The sequence below is a fragment of the Modestobacter sp. Leaf380 genome (assembly GCF_001424485.1).
Classification (GTDB): domain Bacteria; phylum Actinomycetota; class Actinomycetes; order Mycobacteriales; family Geodermatophilaceae; genus Klenkia.
Window position 1 is genome coordinate 154,768 of the sequence record NZ_LMQC01000022.1, and the last position, 13,908, is coordinate 168,675.

Below are 13,908 nucleotides of genomic sequence, written 5' to 3' on the forward strand. Positions count from 1 at the left end.
GCCGCACCGTGGCCGCTCGCCAGCTCCCCGCCGCCCGCTACTTCGGGGCCTTCGTCCTGATCGTCGCGGTCATGTACGGGTTGATCTTCGCCACCGGCACCCAGCGCACCCCGCAGCTGGGGCTGGACCTCCGGGGCGGCACGACCGTCACGCTCACCGCCCAGGTGCCGGGCGGGGGGACCCCCAGCCGGGAGGACCTCGAGCTGGCGCGGCAGATCATCGAGCAGCGGGTGAACGGCCTGGGTGTCGCCGAGGCCGAGGTGGTCACCGAGGGCGACTCCAACATCGTCATCTCGGTCCCCGGCGAGGACGGCGACCAGGCCCGCGAGCTCGGGCAGACCGCCCAGCTGCGGTTCCGCCCGGTGCTGCAGGGCCCCGAGCCCGCCGGCGTGACGCCGACGGAGGTCCCCGCGACCACCGACCCGGCGACCACCGACCCGGCGACCACCGACCCGGCCACGACGGACCCGGCCACCACGGACCCGGCCACGACGGACCCCGCGACGACGGAGCCGGCGGCGCCGACCTCGGGTGCTGCCCCGGACTCGTTCGCCCCCGACTTCTTCGCCCCCGAGACGACCGACCCGGCCGCACCGACGACGGACCCCGCCGTGACCGACCCGGCCAGCACGGACCCGGCCAGCACGGACCCGGCCACGACCGACCCGGCCACGACCGACCCGGCCGGCTCGGTCCCCGAAGCCCCCGGCGCCGTCACCCAGGAGCAGGCCGCGGCCGAGTTCGCCACGCTGACCTGCGAGCCCGACGGGGTCGACCGCGAGGTCGACGCCGCCGACGACTTCGTCGCCGCGTGCTCGGAGGACGGCACCGCCAAGTACCTGCTCGGCCCGCAGATCATCTCCGGCACCGACATCGCCGACGCCAGCGCCGGCACCCAGCAAGCCACCGGCGAGTGGATCGTGCTGCTGGACTTCCGGGGCGAGGCCGCTGCCACCTGGGCCGCCTACACCGCCGCCAACACCGGCAGCGCCGTGGCGTTCACCCTCGACGGGAACGTCGTGTCCGCCCCGACCATCCAGGGCGCGATCAACGGCCAGACGACGATCACCGGTCAGTTCGACCAGGAGACCGCGACCACGCTGGCCAACCAGCTGAAGTACGGCGCGCTGCCGCTGACCTTCACCCAGGCCACCGCGCAGACCATCACCACCGAGCTGGGCGGTGAGCAGCTGCAAGCCGGGCTCATCGCCGGGGCCATCGGCGTCGCGCTGGTGTTCCTCTACGCGCTGCTCTACTACCGCGCCCTGGGTCTGGTGATGATCGCCAGCCTGGTGCTGTCCGCGGTCGTCGTCTACGCCAGCCTGGTGCTGCTGGGCCGGGAGATCGGGTTCACCCTGAGCCTGGCCGGCATCGCCGGGTTCATCGTCAGCATCGGCATCACCGCGGACTCCTTCGTCGTCTACTTCGAGCGGCTCAAGGACGAGATCCGCGAGGGCCGCACGCTGCGCAGCGCCGTCCCCCGGGCCTGGGTCCGGGCCCGCAGGACGATCCTGTCCGCCGACGCGGTCAGCTTCCTGGCCGCCGCGATCCTCTATGTCCTGGCCATCGGCGACGTGAAGGGCTTCGCGTTCACCCTGGGTCTGTCCACGGTGCTCGACCTGATCGTGGTCTTCCTCTTCACGCACCCGCTGATGGCGGTGCTGTCCCGGTTCCGGAGCTTCGGCAGCAGCCGCTTCTCGGGGCTCGGCGCCGTCGACGTCACCCGTCGTCCGGCTGCCGCGCCCCGACCGGGGCAGCGCCCCGGTCGCCTGGCCACCGCGGGCAGCGGCACGAGCACGGGCGCCACCGCGTCCGGCACCGACAGGAGCGACCGATGACCGGCACCCCCCGCGACGGCGACGACGCGACCGACCTGGGCCGCGACGCCGTCGTGCCGGACCCCGAGCGCACCCCCGGGTCCGCCACCTCGCCCCTGGACGACGCCGACGGCGACGGCCGGGACGACGCCACCGAGTCCGCCGAGGAGGTCCGGGCCGACGCGGCCGCGGACGCCGACGACGAGGCGCTCGCCGAGGCCGGCCTCCCGGCCGAGGGCGACACCCCGGAGGAGGTCGCGGCCGTGCGGGCGGCGCCGAGGAAGGCGTCCCTCACGCACCGGTTGTACAACGGCGAGGTCGGTCTGGACGTCGTCGGGCGCAGCCGGTTCTGGTACAAGGTCACCGCCGTCGTCGTGCTGGTCTGTGTCGCCTCGATGGTGTTCCGGGGCTTCAACTTCGGCATCGACTTCGAGGGCGGCAACAGCTTCCGGGTGCCCGCCTCGACGTCCCAGCTGGCCGAGATCCGGGAGGCCGCCGAGGAGGCAGGCGCCGACGTCTCGACCGCGCAGGTGGTCGGTGGCAACACGGTGCTGCTGCGCACCGGGGCCCTGGACAACGCCGCCGAGGCCACCGTCGTGACGGCGATCGCCGACGCCGCCGGGGTCAGCGACTCCCAGGTGAGCCCGGAGTCGGTCAGCGCCGACTGGGGTCGGGACATCACCGACCAGGCGTTGATCGCGCTGCTGGTCTTCCTGGCCGCCGTCGTGCTCTTCCTGGCGATCCGGTTCCAGCCGAAGATGGCGGTCGGTGCGATGGCCGCCCTCGCCCACGACATCGTGCTCACCGCCGGCGTCTACTCCCTGGTCGGCTTCGAGGTCACCCCCTCCACCGTCATCGGGTTCCTCACCATCCTCGGGTTCAGCCTGTACGACACCGTCGTCGTCTTCGACAAGGTCGACGAGAACGTCAAGGACCTGGAGAAGGGCGCCCGGATGACCTGGGGCGAGGCGGCCAACCTCGCGGTCAACCAGACCCTCATGCGCTCGATCAACACCTCGGTCATCGCACTGCTGCCGGTGCTGGGCCTGCTGGTCGTCGGCGTCGGTCTGCTCGGCGTCGGCACGCTGCAGGACCTCGCGCTGGTGCTCACCGTCGGCCTGGCCGCCGGCACCTACAGCTCGATCTTCCTGGCCACGCCGGTGCTCGCCGACCTCAAGGAGCGCGAGCCCGGCGTCCAGGCCCTGCGCAAGCGGGTCCTGGCCCGGCGGGCCTCCGACGCCCGGCAGGCCGCCCAGGCCGGAGGCGCACCCGTCACCGCCGGGCCGGTCGCCAGTGCCCGCCGGTCCCGGCCGGCTGCCACCGGGGTCGCGGTGGCCGACCGTGAGGAGCTCCCGGCCCGGCCCGAGGCCGTCGAGCAGGTCGAGTCGCCGTCCTCGGTGACCCGCACCGTCGCCGCCCCCCACCCGGGGGCCCGACCGGCCACCCGGCCGCAGGGCAAGAAGCGCCGGTGACCTCCCTGGACACCGCCGGTGAGCTGCCGCTCGACGAGCTCATCGCCTCCATCGCCGTCGACGTCCCGGACTTCCCCGAGCCCGGTGTCGTCTTCCGTGACCTGACCCCGGTCTTCGCCGACCCGCGGGCCTTCCGCCGGGTCGTCGACGCCCTGGCGCAGACCCCGGTCCAGGAGGACCCCCGCGCGGCCGCACTGGCCGAGGGTGCCGGGGACGTCGGGTTCGACGTCGTCGTCGGGGTGGAGGCGCGCGGGTTCCTGCTGGCCGCCGCCGTCGCCCTGGACGCCGGCACCGGGGTGGTGCCCGTCCGCAAGGCGGGCAAGCTGCCGCGTCAGCGGGTGTCGGCCGACTACGTGCTGGAGTACGGCACGGCCACCCTGGAGCTGCACACCGACTCCATCCGGCCCGGCCAGCGGGTGCTGGTCGCGGACGACGTGCTGGCCACCGGCGGCACCCTGGAGGCGGCCATCTCCCTGGTCGAGCAGCTCGGTGGGGTGGTGACGGCGGTCAGCGTCGTCGTCGAGCTGCCGGTCCTCGGTGGCCGGGAGCGACTGCGCCCGCACACCGTGCACGCACTCTGGACCACCTGACGCCCAGCTCACCCTCCCGAGCGGGGCCGGCGTCCTGCTGCCTGGCTAGCATGGTGAGGGTCCCGTCCCGCCGGACCCGAGGAGTGACCCGTGGCCTCTGACGTCGTCGCCCCCAGCACCGGCACGGCCCCCGCGGGAGCCCCGGCCGTCGAGCCCACCGTGGCCGAGAAGGCCGAGCGGGCCGCCCTGCCCGAGCGGCCCGCCGTCCAGCGCCCGGACGACACCCGGCCCGTCGAGGTGCCGGACGAGCCGCGGGGCACGCTGCTGGACACGGTGCCCCGTCGCCGGGTCCGGGACCGGTTGGCCCGCCGCATCGTCGCCGGCCAGCGCTCGACCGTGGTGCGCCCGGTCCTGGAGCCGCTGGCCTCGCTGCACCGGACCAGCCACCCCAAGGCCGACCTGGCCCTGCTGCAGCGCGCCTACGACGTGGCCGAGGAGGCCCACTCCAGCCAGAAGCGCAAGTCCGGGGACCCCTACATCACCCACCCGCTCGCCGTCGCCACCGTGCTGGCCGGGCTGGGGATGGACACCACCACGCTGGTCGCCGCGCTGCTGCACGACACCGTCGAGGACACCGGCGTCGGGCTGGACACCATCACCGCCGACTTCGGTCCCGAGGTCGCGCACCTCGTCGACGGCGTCACCAAGATCGACAAGGTCAGCTTCGGGGACGGCGCCCAGGCCGAGACGATCCGCAAGATGATCGTGGCGATGGCCCGCGACCCGCGGGTGCTGGTCATCAAGCTGGCCGACCGGCTGCACAACATGCGCACGCTGCGCTTCCTCCCGCCGGAGAAGCAGGAGAAGAAGGCGCGCGAGACGCTGGAGATCCTCGCCCCGCTGGCCCACCGGCTGGGCATGAACACCATCAAGTGGGAGCTCGAGGACCTCGCGTTCGCGACGCTCTACCCCAAGCGCTACGACGAGATCGTCCGGCTGGTCGCCGAGCGGGCGCCGTCCCGGGACACCTACCTGTCCGAGGTGACCTCGGCGGTCACCGAGCAGCTCAAGGGCGCCAAGGTCGAGGCCACCGTCACCGGCCGGCCCAAGCACTACTACTCGATCTACCAGAAGATGATCGTCCGCGGCCGGGACTTCACCGACATCTGGGACCTGGTCGGCATCCGCATCCTGGTCGACTCGGTGCGCGACGTGTACGCGGCGCTGGGCATCATGCACGCGCACTGGCAGCCGGTGCCCGGCCGCTTCAAGGACTTCGTGGCGATGCCGAAGTTCAACATGTACCAGTCGCTGCACACCACGGTGATCGGCCCGCAGGGCAAGCCCGTCGAGCTGCAGATCCGTACGCACGACATGCACCGCACCGCCGAGTACGGCATCGCGGCGCACTGGAAGTACAAGGAGAAGGCCAAGGGCGGCGCGGTCGCCCCGCCCAAGCCCGGGTCCTCCGGTGACGACATGCTGTGGCTGCGCCAGCTGCTGGACTGGCAGCGCGAGGCCCAGGAGCCCGGGGAGTTCCTGGAGACCCTGCGCTACGACCTGGGCCCGCAGGAGGTCTTCGTCTTCACGCCCAAGGGCGACGTCATCAGCCTGCCGGGCGAGGCCACCCCCGTCGACTTCGCCTTCGCCGTGCACACCGAGGTCGGCTACCGCTGCATCGGGGCCCGGGTGAACGGCTCGCTGGTCTCCCTGGACAGCAAGCTCGCCAACGGCGACGTCGTGGAGGTCTTCACCTCCCGCTCGCCCACGGCGGGCCCCAGCCGGGACTGGCTGGAGTTCGTCGGCTCCTCCCGCGCACGGACCAAGATCCGCCAGTGGTTCACCAAGGAGCGCCGCGAGGACGCCATCGAGGCGGGCAAGGACGCGCTCACCAAGGCGATGCGCAAGGCCGGGCTCCCGCTGCAGCGGCTGATGGGCGGGGAGGCGCTGGCCACCCTGGCCGCCGACCTGCACCACGCCGACGTCAGCGCGCTCTACGCCGCGGTGGGGGAGAACCAGGTCTCGGCCTCCTCGGTCGTGGAGAAGCTGCTGGTCGCCCTGGGCGGCTCGGAGGGTGCCACCGAGGACATCGCCGAGACCGCGATCCCGACCAAGCGCACCGTCGCCCGCACCGCCGGCGGCGACCCGGGTGTGCTCGTCGTCGGGATGACCGACGTGTGGGCCAAGCTCGCCAAGTGCTGCACCCCGGTCCCCGGGGACGACATCCTCGGGTTCGTCACCCGCGGGGGCGGCGTCAGCGTGCACCGCACCGACTGCACCAACGCCGAGGACCTCGAGCGCAAGCCCGAGCGCCTGGTCGAGGTCGAGTGGGCCTCGGCTCCGGGGTCGGTGTTCCTGGTCGCCATCCAGGTCGAGGCGCTGGACCGGCACCGGCTGCTGTCCGACGTCACCAAGGCCCTCGCCGACGAGCGGGTCAACATCCTGTCCGCCTCGGTGCAGACCAGCCGGGACCGGGTGGCGATCAGCCGGTTCACCTTCGAGCTGGCCGACCCGGCGCACCTGGGCGCGGTGCTGCAGACCGTGCGCAACGTGGACGGGGTCTTCGACGTCGAGCGCGTCACCGCCTAGCCGTACACCCAGCCCGCACAGCGGGCTGACCTAACCTGCCCCGGTGACCGCCACCGTCGACCGCGCCGACGCACCACCGGCCCCACGGCGGTTCCGGCCGGCCTGGCGCACGCCCGACCCGCGTCGCCTGCGCGGCGTCGACGTGGCGCGGGGACTGGCCGTGCTGGGCATGTTCGGGGCACACCTGCTGACCACCGACGAGCTGGTGTGGACCGACCCCTCGACCTGGTCCGGGCTCGTGGACGGCCGCTCCTCGATCCTGTTCGCCACCCTGGCCGGGGTGTCGGTGGGGCTGCTCACCGGCCGGACCACACCGCCCGAGGGCGAGGCGCTGGTCCGCGCCCGGCTGGTGCTGCTCACCCGGGCGGCGCTGCTGCTGGCCCTGGGCGGGCTGGTGCAGCTGCTGGTCGTGCCGGTGGCGGTGATCCTGGAGTTCTACGCGGTCCTGGTCGTGCTGTGCATCCCGCTGCTGCGCTGGCGCGTGCGTTCCCTGCTGGCACTGGCGGCCGGCCTCGTGCTGGTGGTCAACCCGCTGTACCACCAGGTGCTGCTGCCCTGGGTGTACGCCGACACCGGCGGCGGGGGAGTGCTCGGTCAGCTGGGGTTCACCGGGGTCTACCCCGTCGCCACCTGGGCGGCGTTCGTGGTGACCGGCCTGGCCGTCGGCCGCAGCGACCTGACCGCCGTCCGGGTCCGGGCCACGCTGGTCCTGGTGGGCTCGGCGCTGGCCGTCCTCGGGTACGGCGCAGCCGGCGTCGCGCAGGTGACCCCGGGCGACGCCGACGAGCAGGCCGCGTTCGCCGAGGACCCCTCCTGGCGGGACCTGGTGCCCCCGGCCGACCAGCTGCTGCTCGCCCTGCCGCACAGCAACACCCCGGCCGAGACGATCGGCTCCGGTGGGTTCGCGCTGCTGGTCCTGGGGGTGTGCCTGCTGGTCGCCGACCGGCTGCGCTGGGTGCTGCTGCCGCTGGCCTGCGTCGGGTCCATGCCGCTGTCGGCCTACTGCGCGCACCTGGTCGGCATCGCCTGGCTCGGCGAGACGCTCTTCGACTCCACCGACGACGGCGTGGGGCTGTGGCTGCGCTTCGTCGTCACCACACTGGTGGTGTGCACCCTGTGGGCCCTCGTGCTGGGCCGGGGGCCGCTGGAACGGCTGGTCGCCGCGGTCACCCGGCGCGCCGTCAGGGCGTGAAGGCCGGGTTCTCGCAGGTCGCGCCGAGCTCGGGCGTCGTGTCCGGGTTGAACGTGAGCAGCGTGGTGAACGCCTCGACCGCCGGGTCCGTGCCCGAACCCGCCTGCAGCTGGTGGTTCCAGGCCTGCAGCGAGACCGGCACGCCCAGGTCCGGGTACGGCGACAGCATCGTCCCGGGACGGCCCTCGACCAGCGCGGTGAGCGCCTCGACGTCGGCGTCGGTGGCCAGACCCGGGTCGTAGGCCACCCACACGGCCCCGTGCTCCAGCGAGTGCACGGCGTTCTCCGGCCGCAGCTCGGTGTCGTAGACGGTGCCGGTGCAGTCGGCCCAGCTGGCGTCGTGCGGACCGCCCACCGGCGGGGTCTCCGCGTAGTCGACGTCGGTGGTGACGTGCTGCTGACCCGGGGCGTAGGAGGCGACCTCGGTGCCGGCCAGGGTCACCTCGACCCGTGGTGACGCAGTGCCCTGCACCGTCGCCGTGCAGCCGGCGAGGAGCAGGGCCAGACCCGCAGCCCCGCCGGCGCGCGCCGGCCTCACGCGGCCGGGGTGACCGAGGTGATCGTCACCGGGGTGGCCGGGGCGCCGTCGTCGCTGCCGTCGGCGGTGCCGGCGGCACCGACCTGGTCCAGCACGGCCAGCCCGGCCTCGTCGATGGTCCCGAAGACCGTGTAGTCCGGGGTCAGCTGGCTGTCGCCGTAGACCAGGAAGAACTGGCTGCCGTCGGTGCCCTGACCGCTGTTGGCCATCGCCAGGACGCCGCGGCCGTAGGTCTCGGTGCCGTCGACCGCGGTCGGGAAGGTGTAGCCCGGGCCGCCGGTGCCGGTGCCGCTGGCGTCACCGCACTGCAGGACCGACAGGCCGGCGCTGGTGGTCAGCCGGTGGCAGGGGGTCTCGTCGAAGTAGCCCTGCGAGGCCAGCGACACGAAGCTGGCGGTCGCGCAGGTGGCGGTGCCGGACTGGTCCAGGGTCACCGGGATGACACCGGCGCTGGTGGTGATGGTCTCGGAGACCGTGCCCTCGGTGGGGACGTCGCCGGTCGGGGCGTCGTTGGCGGTGCCCGAGCTGCCCTGCGCGTCGTAGGTGTAGGTGCACGGCCCGGCGGTGGTGGTCTGCCCGGCCCGCTCGGCACCGGGGCCGGGCGTGGGCAGCGCGGGGTCGCTGGGGGCGGCCGAGGTGCCGGAGCCACCGTCGGCCGTCGCGGTGTCGTCGTCCCCACCCAGGCCGGTGATCAGCAGCGCGGCCCCGACGACCACGAGCACGGCCAGCGCGGTGATCCCGATCAGCAGGTTGCGGCGGCGCTTCTGGGCCTGCTCGGCCCGTCGTTCCAGCTGACGCTGCAGGTGTCGCTGGGCGGCCTGACGGCGCTGCTTGTTGCTGGGCACGGGTACGCGGGCTCCTCGGTGCGGCTGCTCGGGGACGCACGTGTGAGCCGGTCCCCGCTGGTCGAGCGGTGAGTCTAGGTGGCGCACCTGGGGGCTCCCTGCAGGCCGGGCGGGGGAGTGCCGGGCCCCGCGTAGCCTGACCCGGTGCTCATCCGCTCGTTCCCCGCCGGCGCGTTCGGCACCAACTGCTACGCCGTGGCCTCCGGGCCGGGCGCCGAGTGCGTCGTCGTCGACCCCGGGATGGAGGCCGTCGAGCCGCTGGCCCGGATGCTCGCCGAGGAACGGCTCAAGCCCGTCGCCGTCGTGCTGACCCACGGCCACCTCGACCACACCGCCTCCGTGCTGCCGGTCTGCGAGGGCTACGACATCCCCGCCTACCTGCACCCCGCCGACTCCGGGATGCTCGCCGACCCGGCCCGCTGGCACGGCCCCGCGCTGGCCCCGCTGATCACCGGCGTGCGGCTGCCCGACCCGGCCGACGTGCTGTCCCTCGAGGACGGCGCGGTGCTCTCCCTGGCCGGCGTCGACCTCACCGTCCGGCACGCACCGGGCCACACCCAGGGCTCGGTCGTCTTCACCCTGGACCTGGACGACAGCCCCGGGCTGCTCGCCGGGGACGTGCTCTTCGCCGGCTCGGTCGGTCGCGTCGACCTGCCCGGCGGCTCCTGGGAGTCGATGCTCGGCTCGCTGCGCGACGTCGTCCTGCCCCTGGACGACGCGACCGTGGTGCTCCCCGGGCACGGCGGTGCCACGACGATCGGCCGGGAGCGGGCGACCAACCCCTACCTGGCCGAGGCCGCCGCCGCTCCCACGAAGGGCCGCGGGCTGTGAGCGACCTCGTCGCCCCCAAGGGCACCTTCGACGTCCTGCCCCCGGACTCGGCGCGCTTCCTCGCCGTCCGCGAGACCCTGACCGCGCCGCTGCGCCGGGCAGGCTACGGCTACGTCGAGACCCCGGTCTTCGAGGACACCGCCGTGTTCGCCCGCGGGGTCGGGGAGTCCACCGACGTCGTCAGCAAGGAGATGTACTCCTTCACCGACAAGGGCGGCCGGTCGCTGACCCTGCGCCCCGAGCTCACCGCCGGGCTGATGCGCGCGTTCATCGAGCACCGGCTGTACTCCGGGGCGCTGCCGGTGAAGCTGTGGAGCGTCGGCTCGGCGTTCCGCTACGAGCGCCCGCAGGCCGGTCGCTACCGGCACTTCACCCAGGTCGACGTCGAGGCCCTGGGCACCGACGACCCGGCCCTGGACGCCGAGGTCGTCGCCCTGGCCGACCAGGGCTACCGCGACCTCGGGCTCACCGACTACGAGCTGCAGCTGACCTCGCTGGGCGACGCCACCTGCCGCCCGCAGTACCGCGAGCTGCTGACCGCCTTCCTGGGCCGGCTGGACCTGGACGAGGACACCCGGCGCCGGGCGGAGATCAACCCGCTGCGCGTGCTGGACGACAAGCGGCCCGAGGTGCAGGCCCAGCTGGTCGACGCCCCGCTGATGGTCGACCACCTCTCCGACAGCACCCGCGCGCACTACGACGCCGTCCGCGAGCACCTCACCGACCTGGGCATCAGCTGGGTCGAGGCGCCCCGGCTGGTCCGCGGGCTGGACTACTACACGAAGACCACCTTCGAGTTCGTGCACGGCGGGCTGGGCTCGCAGTCGGGCATCGGCGGCGGCGGCCGGTACGACGGGCTGTCCGCGGCCCTCGGCGGCCCCGACGTCTCGGGCATCGGCTACGCCGTCGGCGTGGACCGCACGATCCTCGCGGTGCAGGCCGAGGGCCTGGACCTCGCGGTCGCCCCCGGGGTGCAGGCCTTCGTCGTGCCGCTGGGCGCGGCCGCGAAGAAGCTGGCCGTCACCCTGGTCGGGCAGCTGCGCGCCGCGGGCGTCTCCGCCGACACCGTCTACGGCGACCGCGGGCTCAAGGGCGCCATGAAGGCCGCCGACCGGTCCGGGGCCGCCCAGGTCGTCGTCATCGGCGACCGGGACCTCGCCGAGGGCGTCGGCCAGCTCAAGACCATGGCCACCGGCGAGCAGGTGCCGGTGCCCCTCGCTGAGCTGGTCGAACGGGTGCGTGCGACGGTGGTGTCATGACTGCTCTCGAGACCCGCCCCCTCGGCCGTACCGGCGCCGACGTCTCCGTCGTCGGCCTGGGCACCTGGCAGCTCGGTGGCGACTGGGGCGACGTCAGCTCCGAGGGCGCCGCCGAGGTGCTCGACGCCGCCCTCGACGCCGGCGTCACCCTGCTGGACACCGCCGACGTCTACGGCGACGGCCGCTCCGAGGAGCGCATCCGGCAGGCGCTGGCCGCCCGGTCCGACCGCCCCTTCGTCGCCACCAAGGCCGGCCGCCGCGCCGACCCCTTCGAGGCCGCGACCTACACCCCCGAGAACCTGCGCGCCTGGGTGGACCGCTCCCGCCGCAATCTGGGCGTGGACACCCTGGACCTGGTCCAGCTGCACTGCCCGCCGCCGGCCGTCTACTCCGACCAGCGCGTCTACGACACCCTCGACGGGTTCGTCGCCGACGGCTCGATCGCCGCCTACGGCGTCTCGGTGGAGACCGTCGCCGAGGGCCTCACCGCGCTGCAGCACGAGGGCGTGCAGACCATCCAGGTCATCCTCAACGTCTTCCGGCGCAAGCCGCTGGAGGAGCTGCTGCCCGCCGCCCGCGCCGCGCAGGTCGGCATCCTGGCCCGGGTGCCGCTGGCCTCGGGCCTGCTGACCGGCAAGTACGACGAGTCGACGACGTTCGCCGCCGACGACCACCGCAACTTCAACCGCAACGGCGAGGCCTTCGACGTCGGCGAGACCTTCTCCGGCGTGCCCTACGACGTCGGCCTGGCCGCCGCCCGCGAGGTCGCCGCGATCGCCCCCGAGGGCACCACCACCGCGGCCTTCGCGCTGCGCTGGGTCATCGACCAGCCCGGCGTCACCGCGGTCATCCCCGGCGCCCGCAACGTCGAGCAGGTCCTCGGCAACGTCGCCGCCGCCTCGCTCGCCCCGCTGACCGAGGGCCAGCTCGCCGACCTCGAGCGGGTGTACGACGAGCGCGTCCGCGCCCACGTGCACGCCCGCTGGTAAGCCCCACCTCCTCTCGAAAGGCACTCCCGTGCTCCGCACCCACGACGCCGGCACCCTCAGGGCCGCCGACGCCGGCACCACCGTCACCCTCGCCGGCTGGATCGCCCGCCGCCGCGACCACGGCGGGGTGGTCTTCCTCGACGTCCGCGACGCCTCGGGCTACGCCCAGGTCGTCGTCCGCGAGGAGGAGGCGCACGCGCTGCGCAACGAGTACTGCGTGCTCGTCACCGGGCAGGTCCAGGCCCGCCCGGCCGGCAACGAGAACCCCGAGCTGCCCTCGGGCGAGATCGAGGTCGTGGCCTCCGCGCTGGAGGTGCTGTCGTCGTCCGCGCCGCTGCCCTTCCCGATCGAGAGCGCCCAGGCCGCCGGGGACGACGTCCGGTACTCCTACCGCTACCTGGACCTGCGCCGGCAGGGCCCGGCCTCGGTCCTGCGGCTGCGCTCGGAGGTCAACCGGGTCGCCCGCGGCGTCATGGCGTCCCAGGGCTTCGTCGAGGTCGAGACCCCGTCGCTGACCCGGTCCACCCCCGAGGGCGCACGTGACTTCGTCGTCCCGGTCCGGTTGCAGCCCGGGTCCTGGTACGCGCTCCCGCAGTCCCCGCAGCTGTTCAAGCAGCTGCTGATGATCGGCGGGATGGAGCGCTACTACCAGATCGCCCGCTGCTTCCGGGACGAGGACTTCCGTGCCGACCGGCAGCCGGAGTTCACCCAGCTGGACTTCGAGATGAGCTTCGTCGACCGGGACGACGTCCTGGACGTCGCCTCCTCGGTGGTCACCGCGCTGTGGGCCGAGCTCGCCGACCACCAGGTCGGGGAGATCCCGCGGATGACCTACCGCGAGGCCATGGACCGCTTCGGCTCGGACAAGCCCGACCTGCGTTTCGGCCTGGAGCTCACCGAGCTGACCTCCTACTTCGCCGACACCCCGTTCCGGGTCTTCCAGTCGCCCTACGTCGGCGCCGTCGTCATGCCCGGTGGCGGCTCGCAGCCGCGCCGCACGTTCGACGCCTGGCAGGACTGGGCCCGCTCGCGCGGGGCCAAGGGCCTGGCCTACGTCACGGTGGGCGAGGACGGGTCGCTGGGCGGCCCGGTCACCAAGAACATCTCCGACGCCGAGCGTGCCGGCCTCGTCGAGGCCGTCGGTGCGCAGCCGGGGGACTGCGTGTTCTTCGCCGCCGGTGCCCGCCGGACGTCCCAGGAGCTGCTGGGCGCCGCGCGCAACGAGATCGCCAAGCGGCTGGAGCTCATCACCCCGGGCTCCTGGTCGTTCCTCTTCGTCGTGGACTTCCCGATGTTCGAGGAGACCGAGGACGGTGGCTGGACGTTCATGCACCACCCGTTCACCTCGCCCACGCCCGAGTGGCGGGACCGGTTCGCCGAGGACAAGGGCGCGGCGTTGTCCGACGCCTACGACCTGGTGATCAACGGCAACGAGTGCATGTCCGGCTCGGTCCGCATCCACGACGCCGCCCTGCAGGAGCGGGTGTTCGAGACCCTCGGCATGTCCCGCGAGGAGGCCCGGGAGCGCTTCGGGTTCTTCCTGGAGGCCTTCGCCTATGGCCCGCCGCCGCACGCCGGTGCGGCGCTGGGCTGGGACCGGCTGACGGCGCTGCTGGCCGGTGTGGACTCGATCCGCGAGGTCATCGCCTTCCCCAAGACCGGGGCCGGCTACGACCCGCTGACCGGTGCCCCGACGCCGATCAGCGACGCCCAGCGGACCGAGGCCGGCATCGACTTCGTGCCCGAGCCCGAGCCCGCGCCCGCGCCCGAGGTCGCCCCTCCCGCCTGACCCCACTCCGGTGTCGATCATCGTCAGGTGGTCGTCCGGACGCGCCCTCGACGGCGT

General features: G+C 73.7%; 11 protein-coding genes. 9 read left to right on the top strand and 2 right to left on the bottom strand.

Annotated features, from left to right (window positions below):
- The first annotated feature begins 8 nt into the window (after positions 1–8).
- The 5 genes from secD to ASG41_RS20045 all read left to right on the top strand — a co-directional run bounded on the left by secD (position 9) and on the right by ASG41_RS20045 (position 7,600).
- Positions 9–1,838, top strand: coding sequence for a protein translocase subunit SecD (gene secD, locus ASG41_RS20025; RefSeq protein WP_056299521.1), 1,830 nt, complete (start codon positions 9–11; stop codon positions 1,836–1,838).
- The gene (gene secF, locus ASG41_RS20030) at positions 1,835–3,289 is read left to right on the top strand and encodes a protein translocase subunit SecF (RefSeq protein WP_082557152.1); all 1,455 of its coding nucleotides are present in this window, start codon (positions 1,835–1,837) and stop codon (positions 3,287–3,289) included. Before secD ends, secF begins: the two co-directional genes overlap by 4 nt.
- A gap of 5 nt (positions 3,290–3,294) precedes the next feature.
- On the top strand, positions 3,295–3,879 hold the full coding sequence (locus ASG41_RS20035) for an adenine phosphoribosyltransferase (RefSeq protein ID WP_157519574.1): 585 nt from the start codon (positions 3,295–3,297) through the stop codon (positions 3,877–3,879).
- Between the two features lie 90 nt (positions 3,880–3,969).
- A complete protein-coding gene (locus tag ASG41_RS20040; protein WP_157519561.1) occupies positions 3,970–6,408 on the top strand; it encodes a bifunctional (p)ppGpp synthetase/guanosine-3',5'-bis(diphosphate) 3'-pyrophosphohydrolase in 2,439 nt (812 codons plus the stop codon).
- A gap of 43 nt (positions 6,409–6,451) precedes the next feature.
- On the top strand, positions 6,452–7,600 hold the full coding sequence (locus tag ASG41_RS20045; RefSeq protein WP_056299528.1) for a heparan-alpha-glucosaminide N-acetyltransferase domain-containing protein: 1,149 nt from the start codon (positions 6,452–6,454) through the stop codon (positions 7,598–7,600).
- On the opposite strand, the gene ASG41_RS20050 is transcribed toward ASG41_RS20045, so the two are convergent.
- A complete protein-coding gene (locus tag ASG41_RS20050; RefSeq protein WP_082557153.1) occupies positions 7,590–8,138 on the bottom strand; it encodes a DUF3105 domain-containing protein in 549 nt (182 codons plus the stop codon). The two genes, ASG41_RS20045 and ASG41_RS20050, sit on opposite strands and share 11 nt — an antisense overlap.
- A complete protein-coding gene (locus ASG41_RS24940) occupies positions 8,135–8,983 on the bottom strand; it encodes a peptidylprolyl isomerase (RefSeq protein WP_056299534.1) in 849 nt (282 codons plus the stop codon). Before ASG41_RS24940 ends, ASG41_RS20050 begins: the two co-directional genes overlap by 4 nt.
- A 144-nt stretch (positions 8,984–9,127) precedes the next feature.
- On the opposite strand from ASG41_RS24940, the gene ASG41_RS20060 reads away from it, so the two are divergent.
- From ASG41_RS20060 to aspS, 4 genes are read left to right on the top strand one after another with little or no spacing between them, the layout of a single operon-like run.
- Complete coding sequence (locus tag ASG41_RS20060; protein WP_056299537.1) at positions 9,128–9,814, top strand: MBL fold metallo-hydrolase; 687 nt, start codon at positions 9,128–9,130, stop codon at positions 9,812–9,814.
- Positions 9,811–11,073, top strand: a complete 1,263-nt coding sequence (gene hisS / locus ASG41_RS20065) for a histidine--tRNA ligase (protein ID WP_056299541.1) — start codon at positions 9,811–9,813, stop codon at positions 11,071–11,073. Before ASG41_RS20060 ends, hisS begins: the two co-directional genes overlap by 4 nt.
- Positions 11,070–12,062 (top strand): aldo/keto reductase, encoded by a 993-nt coding sequence (locus ASG41_RS20070; RefSeq protein WP_056299544.1) that lies wholly within the window; start codon positions 11,070–11,072, stop codon positions 12,060–12,062. Before hisS ends, ASG41_RS20070 begins: the two co-directional genes overlap by 4 nt.
- Positions 12,063–12,090: 28 nt before the next feature.
- On the top strand, positions 12,091–13,851 hold the full coding sequence (aspS, locus tag ASG41_RS20075; protein ID WP_056299547.1) for an aspartate--tRNA ligase: 1,761 nt from the start codon (positions 12,091–12,093) through the stop codon (positions 13,849–13,851).
- The last annotated feature ends 57 nt before the right edge of the window (positions 13,852–13,908 follow it).

What these genes read in the sequence shown, in the direction of transcription:
- ASG41_RS20070 (WP_056299544.1), top strand. Translation starts at nt 11,070, where the DNA reads ATGACTGCTCTCGAGACCCGCCCCCTCGGCCGTACCGGCGCCGACGTC.
- secF (WP_082557152.1), top strand. Translation starts at nt 1,835, where the DNA reads ATGACCGGCACCCCCCGCGACGGCGACGACGCGACCGACCTGGGCCGC.